9 protein-coding genes are annotated in these 12,157 nt (G+C 73.2%); 2 read left to right on the top strand and 7 right to left on the bottom strand.

Going from position 1 to position 12,157, the window contains the following annotated elements:
- Positions 1–2 precede the first annotated feature (2 nt).
- The 4 genes from ABZZ04_RS15720 to ABZZ04_RS15705 all read right to left on the bottom strand — a co-directional run bounded on the left by ABZZ04_RS15720 (position 3) and on the right by ABZZ04_RS15705 (position 6,041).
- Positions 3–1,304: an NtaA/DmoA family FMN-dependent monooxygenase gene (locus ABZZ04_RS15720; RefSeq protein ID WP_356932751.1), complete on the bottom strand. Its 1,302-nt coding sequence runs from the start codon at positions 1,302–1,304 to the stop codon at positions 3–5.
- Positions 1,301–2,368 (bottom strand): LLM class flavin-dependent oxidoreductase, encoded by a 1,068-nt coding sequence (locus tag ABZZ04_RS15715; protein WP_356932750.1) that lies wholly within the window; start codon positions 2,366–2,368, stop codon positions 1,301–1,303. The genes ABZZ04_RS15720 and ABZZ04_RS15715 overlap by 4 nt, the downstream gene beginning before the upstream one ends.
- A 51-nt stretch (positions 2,369–2,419) precedes the next feature.
- Positions 2,420–4,273: an FAD/NAD(P)-binding protein gene (locus ABZZ04_RS15710; RefSeq protein ID WP_356932749.1), complete on the bottom strand. Its 1,854-nt coding sequence runs from the start codon at positions 4,271–4,273 to the stop codon at positions 2,420–2,422.
- 526 nt (positions 4,274–4,799) lie between these two features.
- Entirely contained in the window at positions 4,800–6,041 is a 1,242-nt protein-coding gene (locus ABZZ04_RS15705) for a DUF5685 family protein (RefSeq protein ID WP_356932748.1), read from the bottom strand.
- A 307-nt stretch (positions 6,042–6,348) separates the two neighbouring features.
- Here ABZZ04_RS15705 and sepF point away from each other — a divergent pair, with 307 nt between their 5' ends.
- Positions 6,349–6,789 (top strand): cell division protein SepF, encoded by a 441-nt coding sequence (gene sepF, locus ABZZ04_RS15700; protein ID WP_148833848.1) that lies wholly within the window; start codon positions 6,349–6,351, stop codon positions 6,787–6,789.
- Between the two features lie 94 nt (positions 6,790–6,883).
- Here the strand turns inward: sepF and ABZZ04_RS15695 are convergent, their stop codons facing one another.
- Both ABZZ04_RS15695 and ABZZ04_RS15690 read right to left on the bottom strand, forming a co-directional pair.
- Positions 6,884–8,095: an acyl-CoA dehydrogenase family protein gene (locus ABZZ04_RS15695; protein ID WP_356932747.1), complete on the bottom strand. Its 1,212-nt coding sequence runs from the start codon at positions 8,093–8,095 to the stop codon at positions 6,884–6,886.
- Positions 8,096–8,168: 73 nt separating this feature from the next.
- Positions 8,169–9,890 (bottom strand): MFS transporter, encoded by a 1,722-nt coding sequence (locus ABZZ04_RS15690; RefSeq protein ID WP_356932746.1) that lies wholly within the window; start codon positions 9,888–9,890, stop codon positions 8,169–8,171.
- 533 nt (positions 9,891–10,423) lie between these two features.
- Here ABZZ04_RS15690 and ABZZ04_RS15685 point away from each other — a divergent pair.
- Positions 10,424–11,431 carry a phosphatase PAP2 family protein gene (locus ABZZ04_RS15685; protein ID WP_356932745.1) on the top strand — a complete coding sequence of 336 codons (1,008 nt, stop codon included), beginning with the start codon at positions 10,424–10,426 and terminating at the stop codon, positions 11,429–11,431.
- Between the two features lie 130 nt (positions 11,432–11,561).
- Here the strand turns inward: ABZZ04_RS15685 and ABZZ04_RS15680 are convergent, their stop codons facing one another.
- On the bottom strand, positions 11,562–11,777 hold the full coding sequence (locus tag ABZZ04_RS15680) for an I78 family peptidase inhibitor (RefSeq protein ID WP_356932744.1): 216 nt from the start codon (positions 11,775–11,777) through the stop codon (positions 11,562–11,564).
- Positions 11,778–12,157 lie beyond the last annotated feature (380 nt).

The raw sequence follows: 12,157 nt of genomic DNA, 5'->3' as shown, positions 1-12,157 counted from the left end.
GGTCAACCCTTCCACACCGGCTCGGCGAGCCCGAGATGCGACCGCAGTGTGGGGCCGCCGTACGCGGAGCGGAACGCGCCGCGCTCCTGGAGGAGCGGGACGACCCGGTCGACGAACTCGTCCAGCCCGCCCGGGGTGAGGTGCGGCACGAGGACGAACCCGTCGGCGGCGTCGGCGGCGACGAACTCGGTGAGCCGCTCCGCGACCGTCCGCGGGCTGCCGACGAAGGACTGCCGGCCGGTCGCCTCGATGACGGTCTGCCGGATGGAGAGCCCCTTCCGCTCGGACAGCGCGCGCCAGCGGGCCGCGGTCTCCAGGGGGTCGCCGTGCGCCACCCGGCCCCGGGTCGCCGAGACGCCGGGGTCCGGGTCGACGGCGGGGAGCGGTCCGTCGGGGTCGTGGTCGGAGAGATCGCGGCCCCAGACCTGTTCCAGGGCCAGGATCGCGTTCTGCGGGGAGACCTGCTGGAGGCGGATCACGGCCGCCCGTTCCCGGGCCTCGGCATCGGTGTCGCCCAGCACGAAGGTGACCCCGGGCATGATCCTCAGCTCGTCCCGTTCCCGCCCGTACTTCGCCAGTCGCGCCTTGACGTCGGCGTAGAACGCGCGGCCCGACTCCAGGGTGCCGTGCCGGGTGAAGATCACGTCGGCGGCGGACGCGGCGAACTCGCGGCCCTCCGCGGAGTCCCCCGCCTGGATGACGACCGGGTGGCCCTGCGGGGAGCGCGGGACGGTGAACTCGCCCTCGATGCCGAAGTGCCGGCCGTGGTGCGCGAAGGGGCGCGGAGTGCCGTCGGGGGTCCAGGTGTCCCACAGCTCGCGGGCGGTGGCGACGAACTCGGCGGCCCTGGTGTACCGGTGGGCGCGGTCGAGGTAGCCGCCGCGCCGGAAGTTCTCCCCGGTGAAGGCGTCCGGCGAGGTGACCGCGTTCCAGGCCGCCCGGCCCTCGCTGAGGTGGTCGAGGGTGGCGAGGCGGCGGGCCAGTTCGTAGGGCTCGTTGAAGGTGGTGTTGACGGTGGCGGCGAGCCCGATCCGGTGGGTGACCGAGGCCAGCGCGGCCAGCACGGTGAGGGATTCGGGCCGGCCCACCACGTCCAGGTCGTGGATGCGGCCGTGGTGCTCGCGCAGCCGCAGCCCCTCGGCGAGGAAGAAGAAGTCGAACAGGCCGCGTTCCGCGGTGCGGGCGAGGTGTTCGAAGGAGGAGAAGTCGATCTGGCTCCCGGCTCGGGGGTCCGTCCAGACGGTGGTGCTGTTCACGCCCGGGAAGTGGGCGGCGAGGTGCATCGGCCGGGTCGTGGTGGTCATGCGCGTCCCCTTTCCGGGGCGTACCGGTTGGTGGGACGGGCCAGGCCCAGGTGCTCGCGCAGGGTGCCGCCGGGGTGGAAGGTGCGGAACAGGCTGCGGTGCTGGAGCAGGGCCACGGTGCCGTTGACGATCCGTTCGAGATCGCGGCCGGGGGTGATGGGCGTGAGGTGGAAGCCGTCCACCGCCCCGCCGCGGTGCCAGCGGGTGATCAGCTCGGCGAGGTCGACCGGGCCGCCCCGGTAGTACGAGCCGCCGGCCGCGAGCGGGGGGCCGCTCTCCAGGCCCGGTTCCGGAGCGGTCTCGATGTCGCCGAGGTCGACGGTGAGCGCGACCAGTACCCGGAGCGCGTCGGGGTCGCGTCCGTGCGCCGCGGCGCGCCGGCGCAGTTCGGCACGGATCGCGGCGGCCCGCTCGGGCGCGGTGGCCCGTACCAGGACGACGTCGGCGTGGCGGGCCGCGACCTCCGCGGCCGGGCCGCCCGTGCCGTCGACGACGGTGACCGGGTGCCCCTGCGGGGGCCGGGGCACGATCGCCGGTCCCCGGACCGAGAAGAAGGCGCCCTCGAAGTCGATGTGGTGCAGCTTGTCGCGGTCGACGAAGCGTCCGGTGGCGGTGTCCCGGATCTCGGCGTCGTCCTCCCAGCTGTCCCACAGCCGGGCCCCCGCGTCGGCGACCTCACCGGCCTCCCGCCACAGCTCGTCGGCGGGTGCCGCCGGGCGCCGGCCGAACAGCCGGGCCTCGGCCCCGGTCGTCGACACGTCGACGTACCAGCCCGCCCGGCCGCGGCTCACCCAGTCCAGGGTGGCCACGGCGGACGACACGTGAAACGGCTCGGTGTGGGTGGTGGTGACGGTGGGCACGAGGCCGATCCGGTGGGTGGCGGGCGCAACCCGGGCGAGCACGGCGAGCGCGTCGGGCCCCGGCCTGATGAACGAGTCGCCGAGCGTGACGAAGTCGAGCGCGCCGCGCTCGGCGAGCCGGGCGAGGCCGATGTAGTGCCCCGGGTCGTAACGGGGCGGGCCGCCGATCTCGGCGGCCAGGTGCAGGGGGGCGGTCGCGGACATGGGTGTGACCTTTCGGGGAGGTGGGCCGGGCGGCTCCGGGCGGGAGCCCGGTCAGGTCCGGGGGCCGCCGTCGCTGGCCGGGCCGCGGAGCAGGCGGAGCGCCGTGCGCGCGGTGGCGTCGTTCTGCCGGAAGGCAGGGCCGCCGGTGCGCGGCCGGGTGAACGCCGCGCCGGTGCGCGCCGAGGTGAACGGGCCCAGCGCGAAGCGGCGCGCGTGGGGGCGGCCGTCGCGGTACAGGACGCGGCCGTCGTCGGGATCGACCGAGAGCAGCCCGGAGCCGGTGGCGGCGGCGCCGTCCGCGTACAGCTCCCGGAGCAGCGTGCTGCGGACGCGGTCCGGGGCGGGGTCCGGCAGGCGGGCCTCGACCAGGGCGCGGGCCGTCGTGCGCAGTCCCGGCACGGTGGTGCTGCCCGCCACGAAGAGGCCCCTGCGCTCGTCGGCCTCGACGGTCATCCCGGCGCCCAGGAAGCGGACGAGGCCGGCCCGCGAGAGGGCGAGCAGTCTGCGCAGCCGGGGGCCCGGCGGGCCGGAGGCGAGATGGCTGAAGAAGCCGTGCCACCAGTTCCCGGTGTCCCCGAGCCGGAGCAACTGCCCGTAGGCGGAGAGCAGTCCGAGGAAGACGGCGAGGTCCGGGCTGTGGCCGGGGTCGTGGCGGCGTTCCAGGTCGGCGGTGATGTGGTCGCGCATCCCCTTCTGGAGCGCGTCGTACGAGCGGTGGCGCACCCCGTCCAGTGGGCGGTCGAGCGCTTCCAGGTCGAGGCGGTCCGCCGGGTCGGGCACGGCGGCCTCGACGAGGGCGCGCAGTTCGGGTCCGGCCGGGTCGGCGGCGGCGTACCGCGCCTCGAAGGCGGCCCGGTCGCCCCTGGTGCGTTCGGGGTGGGCGGTGAAGAGGCGGTGGTAGTGGGCGTGGCCGAGTTCCTTCGCGACGTGCGGCCACACGTCCCGCCGGAAGTCGACCGGCCCGTCCGACTTCAGCAGGGTCTCGGTCCGGTCCGGGTCGAGGAAGCGCGGCAGCGGCGGCCGTTCGCCCTCCCAGGCGTAACCGATCTTGGAGTGGTAGGGGACGCCGCGGCGCGATCCGACGTACAGCACGGGTTCCCTGCCGGAGGGCATGTACTCGCCGTTCTCGTACCGGCCGCCGCGCCCCTCGGTGAGCAGCACCATGAGGTCGACGAAGGCGAGGCCGAAGCCCCGGACGAGGACCGGTTCGCCCGCGGGCAGCACGGACAGGTCGCTGTCGGCGGTGAAGTCCGGCGGCAGGTGGACGAGTCCGTGGCGGTCGGCGAATTCGGCCAACCCGGCGTGTTCCGGCTCCGGTTCGGCGTCGAGGTGACCGATGGTAACGGCGACGGCGTCGGCGAGCAGCGGGGTGCCGTGCCCCTCCAGCCAGACGCGCTGGCGGCCCTCGCGCGGTCCGGTGACCCGCACGGCCCGGGCGCGGTGCCAGGTGACGTCGACGCCCTCCGGCAGCGCGGCCACCGCCCGCCCGTACACCCAGCGCAGATAGGCGCCCTGCAGTTGCCTGCTCGGGAAGGCGTCGCCCGTCAGCGCCTCGATCTCGGCGCGGAGTCCGGGCTCGGCGCCGGCCTCGTCGGGGAGGGTCAGGCGTCCGTCCCGGATGTCCGCCGCCCAGGTGTGCAGCGCGGGCCCGGGGCGTACCGGGCCCTCCTGCCGGACCGTTTCGTCGGTGAACATCGTGACGTCCTCGGCCATGGAGTTCATCCACAGCAGCGGGGACTGGTCGTGCCGCCAGACCCGTCCGCCGCCGGGCGGGTACGGGTCGACGATCCGGATGTCCAGGGTGCGGTCCCCGTACAGTTCGGGGGCGTTGGCGGCGATGCGCTCGATCAGGCCGGTGCCGCGCGGGCCCGCGCCTATGACGACGAGCACCGGGGCCCGGCTCATCGGGCGCCCGCGGTGCGGTGCGGGCGGGCACCGGCCGTCGGAGGGCTCCCGGCGGGAGGGCGGGGCAGGGGAAAAGGGGCGGGCTGCGCGGGCATGCGAAGGCTCCGTGGATGCAGAGATCGGACACGGGGCGTGCCTTCGGCGTGAACACAACGCGGACCGGGCCCCTCAGCACCGGTCCGCTCCGAGACAACCGCTGTTCACCGCGGGCTGTCAAGCCCGTCCACACTGTGAGCCGTACGTCCGGGCCCGGTTGACGGGTTCACCGGATGCCTGTTCCACTTGGGTCATGCATTCGCAGCAGTGGCTGGTCAAGCGCTCCCACATCGACTTCGGTCGCGTGTGGTCCGCCTCCTGTTGAGCCGACCCCCTGCGTCCTCGCGTTCTTGCGCCCCGCCCCGTGCGCGGCGTCCGAGCAGTCCTCCCGCGTGTCCACGCGTGCCCAACGCCGTTTTCCCCTCCCCTCGCTCCACCCTGCCCGGGACCGGGTGATCCCGACCGGATCGACCGGTCCCGGGCGGGCGGTTCAGCAGCCGCAGTCGCAACCGCAGTCGCAGCAGCCGCCGTCTTCACCGCCGCAGCTGCTGCAGCAGTTGCAGCATTCGCAGCAGTCACCGCAGTTGCCGCAGTCGCACTGACTGCAGAGACCTTCGCGGCGCTGGTGGCTCCACGGGTCCTCGAACGTCCCGCAGCACATCTGGCAGGTGCAGGCCAGGCCCGCCCACACCAGGCAGCCCATGATCAGGCCGCGCCGGTCGCGCGGCGGCTCGGGCGGCTGCCCGGGGCCACCGGGACCGCCGGGGTTCGTCGGCGCGTACGGATTGCCCGGGGGCGGGCCGAACGCCCCGGTCGGTCCGGTCGGCGACGGAGCCGTTCCGTCCAGCAGCACCGTGCCCGGCTGGTGCGAGCACGCCGTGGTGCCGAACGCCCGGTCCACCGACTGCCGCAGCTCGTGGGCGAGCAGTACGTGGGCCAGCTTGCCGTCGGTGAACTCGGCGTCGCGCAGGGCCAGCCGTACGCCGTGCAACGCGTCGTCGCACAGCCGGCGTGCCTCGGCGCGCGAGGTGCCGGTCGCCGTGAGCGGGTTCCAGGCGCCCGACGCGGCGTCGGCCTCCTGGTCCTCCACGGCGTCCAGCAGGTGTGCCAGGCGTCCGAAGAGCCGGCCCGCCTCGGCGAGCGGCTCCGCGTTCTGCGGCCGGCCGGCGAGCACCGCGGTGTGGGCGAAGGCCGCCGCGGTGGCGGTCTCGGTGGGCTCGGTGATGGTGAGCAGCGGGGTGCCGGGACCGGCGGCCAGCTCGATACCGGTCTGCCGGTCGACGGCGTCGACGAGGAGCGCCGTGTCGAAGCCGAGCTGCGCGCCGGTGCGCGCCCCGGCTCGGTCCCAGCCCGCGGCGACCCGGCGGGCCGCCGCGGCGACCGGGCGGCGCCTCAACAGGCCGTCCCCGTCGGCTACGTGGTCCCGGACCTTGGCCGAGGCCAGCACCAGCGAGACGGCGGCGGCCAGCCGGGCCCCCTCGCCGCGGGCGACCGGGGCGGTCCGCATGGCGCGCAGCGGGCAGGGCCCCGCGGTGCGTCGCCATCCGGTGGTGCGTTCCGACTGAGCCTCCGTCAGAACGGAGACGATCAGGCCGTCATAGTTCGTCACGATCCGGGCGAACTGCCCGTGGTCGGAGCGAAGTGCGAGGCAGAGCCCGCAGAGATGGGCCATCCATTCGGTCCTGAGCCCCTCGGACAACCGATGGGTACAGGGCCTGACGATTCCGAACACGACGATCCCCCGAGAGTTTTCCGCCTTCGCGCCGGGTCGTGCGACCGCGCGACGTGCATCGTACCGAGCACCCCGTTCACCCGTACGTCCCTCATGTCACCCGTACGGACCGGGGCATCATATTTTCTTTCTTTCACTCTCTTTATACGGGAGGAACCCTGACGAAACGCCACATCTTCTGCATCAGTACCGTCACGAACCCTCTGCGCGCCGACTATCCACTTGGCGCACGATCCGCATCATGGACGACCATAGGGATACGAAAGAGATGCGGAACATCACGGAACCGCGGTGAGAGGAGGCGTCCATGGGATCGGTGCGCAAGGCAAGTGCCTGGCTGGGCCTCGTGGAGGACAACGACGAGCGGTACTACGACGACGAGTACGCCGAGGGCCCCCAGACCGGGGCGGCCCAGGCCTGGGTGACCGACCCCCGGGTGCAGATCGCGTCCGAGACGGCCGAGGAGACGGGACGCCGGATCGCCACCGTCACCCCGGACAGCTTCCGGGACGCGCGGGCCATCGGCGAGCTCTTCCGGGACGGCGTTCCCGTGATCGTCAACCTCACGGCCATGGACCCCACCGACGCCAAGCGCGTCGTGGACTTCGCGGCCGGCCTCACCTTCGGCCTGCGCGGCTCGATCGAGCGCGTGGCCACCCGGGTCTTCCTGCTGACCCCGGCCGACACCCAGGTGGTCAGCGGCGAAGCCGTCGGCCGGCCGGCCGACGGCTTCTTCAACCAGAGCTGAGCAGGGCGCTCCTCGGGCCGTTCCCGTGACCCTTCCGGCAGCCCCCCGCCGGTCGCGGTCCCGAGACGTGCTCCGGAAGTCCCGGCCGGAACGCCTAGCGGAACGCGTCGAGACCGGTGAGCGCCTTGCCCAGCACCAGCTGGTGCATCTCCACGGTCCCCTCGTAGGTGAGCACCGACTCCAGATTCGTCGCGTGACGCATGACCGGGTACTCCAGCGAGATCCCGTTGGCGCCGAGAATCGTGCGCGAAGTGCGGCAGATGTCGATCGCCTCCCGCACGTTGTTGAGCTTTCCGAAGCTGACCTGCTCCGGGCGGAGCCTCCCCGCGTCCATCCGCCGCCCCAGGTGGTGGGCGAGCAGGATGCCCTTGTGCAGCTCCACGGCCATGTCCGCGAGCTTGGCCTGGGTGAGCTGGAAGCCGCCGATCGGCCGGTCGAACTGTTCCCGGGTCCTCGCGTACTCCAGGGCCGCCTCGAAGCTGGAGCGCGCCGCGCCCATGGCCCCCCAGACGATGCCGTAGCGGGCATGGCTCAGACAGCTGAGCGGGCCGCGCAGGCCGATGACGCCGGGGAGCACCGCGTCGGCGGGCAGCCGCACCTCGTCGAGGACCAGTTCGCTGGTGACCGAGGCGCGCAGGGACCACTTGTGCCGGATCTCGGGCGCCGAGAAGCCCGGCGCGTCGGTCGGCACGACGAACCCGCGGATCCCGCGGCCCGGACCTCCCTCGTCGGTCTGCGCCCAGACGACGGCCACCCCCGCGACCGAACCATTGGTGATCCACATCTTGCGGCCGGTGAGCACCCAGTCGTCCCCGTCCCGCCTGGCGTGGGTGCGCATCCCGGCCGGGTCGGAGCCGTGGTCGGGCTCGGTGAGGCCGAAGCAGCCGATGATCTCGCCGGCCGCCATGCCCGGCAGCCACTGCCGGCGCTGCTCCTCGGAGCCGTAGCGGTGGATGGCGTACATCGCCAGCGAACCCTGCACGGAGACCAGGGAGCGGATGCCCGAGTCCGCCGCCTCCAGCTCCAGGCACGCCAGTCCGTACTGGACGGCGGTGGCGCCCGCGCAGCCGTAGCCCTGCAGGGACATGCCGAGCGCGCCGAGCGAACCGAGTTCGCGGGCCAGCTCGCGGATGCCGGGCAGTTCGCCGTTCTCGTACCACTCGGCGATGTGCGGCAGTACGCGGTCGGTGGCCCAGCTCCGGACGGTGTCGCGGATCGCGAGGTCCTCGGCGCCGAGCAGGTCGTCGATGCCGAGGGGGTCGGCGGGGTCGAGGGGCGGGAGCTTCGAGGACTCGGTGGTGGACATGAGGGTGCCTCCGGCGGCTCGCACGATGCTAAAACTAGCGGTGTTAGTTATGGCGTCGCACCGACGTTACGGCTCAGTGCGCCGCCCGTCCAGAGCCGGTCGCCCCGGCGGGTCGGCGCCGGGCGGGCCGGGGTATCGGGTGCGGCGCGCAGTCCGCGGCGGGCGCCTCGTGCGCGGTACGGGACTCGCGCGCGTCGTCCGCGTCGGCCCTCAGCGGTTCGCACGCGTCGTCCGCCGGGGAGTCGGGGGCCGGGGCCGCGTGTTCCATTCCTCGCGGCAGCCGCAGCGCGGCGAGCGCCCCGAGCAGCAGCAGTGCCGCGCTGACCAGCAGTGTGACGCGCAGCCCGGAGACGAAGGCGTGCCGGGCGGTGGTGCGCAGCGCCGCGCCCAGCGGTCCGCCCAGCCGGTCCGCCACCTGGTACGCCTCGCCCAGCGAGTGGGCGGCCGCGGTGCGGGCCCAGCCCGGGACGCCCTTGCCGGGCAGTTCCGAGAGACCGGGGGTGTAGGCGGCGTTCATGACGCTGCCGAGCAGGGCGATCCCCATGCCCGCGCCCAGCTGGTACGAGGTCTCGCCGATCGCAGCCGCGCCGCCCGCGCGGTCGGCCGGGGCCTCGCTGAGCATGGATTCGTACGCCCCGAAGAGGGTGGTCTGCAGCCCGAAGCCGAGGGCGACGAAGGCCGCGGTCAGCAGCACGGGCCGGTCGTGCTGCCCCATCGCGGTCAGGGCCAGCACCGAGAGGGCGGTGAGCACGAAGCCCCAGCCGACCATCCGGCGCGGACCGAGCAGGCGCAGGGTGTGCGAGCCGAAGGCACCCGCGACCATGGCCGCGATGGTGAGGGGCAGCAGCCGCAGGCCGGTCTCCAGCGGGCTCAGGCCCAGGACGAGCTGGAGGTACTGCACGGCTATGAGCTCCAGCCCGACCAGGGCCAGCATCGCGATGACGATGCAGCCCACCGAGGTGGAGAAGGCCGGCCTGGAGAACAGTCCGATGTCGATCAGCGGATGCGCGCGCCGCTTCTGCCGGCGCACGAACGCGACGAGCAGCACGGCCCCGGTCAGCAGCGGGACGAGCGTGGCCGCGCCCAGCACCTCGCCGGTGCCCGCGCGCTTGACCCCGAGGACCACCCCGAGCACCCCGGCCGCGGCCATCAGCGCGCCCAGCACGTCCCACGGACCGTCGTCGCCGCCGCGCGACTCGGGCAGCAGCAGGCGGCCGACCGGCAGGACCAGCGCCATCAGCGGAACGTTGATCAGGAAGACCGAGCCCCACCAGAAGTGCTCGACGAGGAAGCCGCCGACGACCGGTCCGGTGGCTGCGCCCACCGCGGCGACGGCGGTCCAGATGCCGATCGCCACGGCCCGTTCGCGCCGGTCGGGAAAGACCTGCCGGAGGATCGACAGCGTCGCGGGCATGATCATCGCGCCGCCGACGCCGAGCAGGGCCCGCGCCGCGATGAGCACCCCGGGGCTGTCCGCCATGGCGGCGACCGCGGAGGCCGCCCCGAAGAGCGCGTAGCCGAGCAGCAGGATGCGGCGCCGGCCGACCCGGTCCCCGAGGGTGCCGAAGAGGACCAGCAGCGAGGCGCAGACCAGCGGGTAGGCGTCGACTATCCAGAGCAGGGCGACGGCGCTGGGGCGCAGGTCCTCGGTGACGGCGGGGACGGCGACGTGGAGCACCGTCGAATCGAGCGCCACCAGCAGGAGGCTGAGGCAGAGAACGACGAGGACGACCCATCGATTGGCACCGTCGGCGGCTGGGCGCAGCCGGAATCGGGCTGTGGTCGTCCCGGACATGCATGTACCTCCAAAGGTCCCTCGCGCTCGGCGGGCCAACCGGGGTGACAGGGGTTCGCTGTCCCTCATGGCCCGGCATCGACGGGCGAGTGATCCGTCAGCGTACGCGAGTTCGGCACCCTCACGCGTGGCCCACTTCATACCCCGTCGGACCTCGCGGTGTGGCGTGCACCACGCCACGCCGTCGCCCGGACCTGCACGGACTCGCCCCGCGCCCGGCACAGGACGGTACCCAAGGCCCGCCGGGAGGCGTCCGGCGGGGCCCGTGTCGGGCGCGACCGGTGACCGCACCGGCACCGTCCGTTCCGCCCTTCTCCCGTCCGGAGAAATTCATACCGGCGCCTCCTGTGCTTTTCTGTCCGGAGCCAAACACTCTTCCGAAATGCGTGCGAAATCAATGGCGCGGAGAGTCGCCGGAACGCTTCCGCCGATCAGGAATTAAGGCCCGTCCGAGACATAGCCCACATCACATCGTCATCACGAAGAGACCGGATCGCCCTGGTCGCTCACTAACTCGCTGTAACGTCGATTGGGTGCGTACCGACATCTTTGCCCGGCTGGACCGGGAGCCGGAGCCGCCGAAGATAGAGCCACCGCGGATGAGTCGTCACCGCATCGCTCTCTTCGGCGGGACGTTGGCGTTCTATCTCGCCATCGTCGTCGCCGTCCTGGTCTCGTCCTGGCTGGTGGCCCTGGACTGGAAGGTCATGCTCTTCCGGCCGTATCAGCAGTGGCCGGAGATCCACGCCTTCCTCGACTACTACATCGTGCTCGGCCAGCGCGGCCCCACCGCAACCATGGTCGCCTGCTGGCTCGGCTGGCGCTCCTGGCGGCAGCACACGCTGCGTCCGCTGCTGACGCTGGCCGCGGCGCTGCTGCTGCTCAACGTCTCGGTCGGCGCGGTCAAGATCGGCCTGGGGCGCCTCGGCCCGCACTACGCGACCCAGATCGGCTCCGCCGAGCTCTTCGCCGGCGGGGACATATTCCCCTCGGGCCACACCGCCAACGCGGTCGTGACCTGGGGAATCCTCGCCTACCTGGCCACCACTCCACGCGCCCGGCGCTATCTGTCGGCCCTGTCGGCCATCGTCTCGCTCGGCGTCGGCCTCACCACCGTCTACCTCGGCACGCACTGGCTCAGCGACGTCCTGCTGGGCTGGGCCGCGGGGCTGCTGATCATGCTGGGCCTGCCCTGGGTCGAACCGCTGATCACCCGGGCCGAGGCGTGGATCTTCGCCCAGCGCGAGAACCTGCGGGGACGCGGACCCGTTCCGTCCGTTCCCGTCGCGTCCGGGGGCCCCCGGCCCGTGCCGCTCCCGCACCCGGAGAGCCGCGACGCCGTGGCGCAGGAGCCGGCCGTCGCGGCGGCGGGCGGCGGCATCCGCTCGCGTTCCCACCCCGCGCACCCGTCGCACCCCTCGCAGCACCTGGTGCGTTCGGAGCGGTCCCCGGTCACGCCGACCGGCAGCCGGCGCCCGCCGCACGCCGACCGCGCACCGCGCGGCGGTACGAGTCCGGCCCGCCCGGTGGCGGGCGGCTGAGGCCCGGACGCGGGGCCGGTACGCACCGCCGCTCCCCCCCGCCGCACATGGGAAAGGCCCCGACCGAGGTCGGGGCCTTTCCCATGTCTCCGGAACCCGCCCGGGGAGCCGGGCGGCGGGGCGGCGGGCCTCAGCCCACCCAGCAGCGGGTGACGACGGCGTCGTCGACCTCGAAGTTGATCCGCCCGCTCCGGAACTCCATGGTGATGATCGCGCCCGGCGGCAGGGATCTGACGGTGTCCCAGCCGTGGCTGCGGGCCCGTCGTTCGGCCGCGTCGGCGGCGAGGCCGACATACGCACCGGGCGGGTCGTCGGGCTGGGCGGAGGGGGTCGGTATGGGTGCCATGCCTCTCACCGTAGGCGGCCCGGCACCCGGACGGAAGCCGGGGAGGCGGTCGCCGCACGGCATCCCCGCGTCCCTCGCCGGTCACGCTTGTGTCACAGGATCACGACACGCGCACCGCCCGTGCCGCGACGCCCGGGCCCGCGCCCGGGGACCCGACACACAGTAATCACACAAAATCGGAAATGATCACGCGGAAGCCGTGGAAACCAAACGGAATAACCCGTTCGGACCGTTCGCGATTTCCGCACGGAATAGCCTGAGTAAATGAGCATGCCACCAGGAATTCACGCTTCCTTATGGCACCCTTATCCTTTGGTCACAATATTCGCTTCAGGGGACGGAGACGACTGTCCGGCGCTCCTATAGAGGTCGGTCATCGC

It is taken from the genome of Streptomyces sp. NPDC006435 (assembly GCF_040612315.1).
GTDB lineage: Bacteria > Actinomycetota > Actinomycetes > Streptomycetales > Streptomycetaceae > Streptomyces.
The sequence above is the reverse complement of the archived record's forward strand: the minus strand, read 5'-3'. Positions and strand labels throughout refer to the sequence as shown.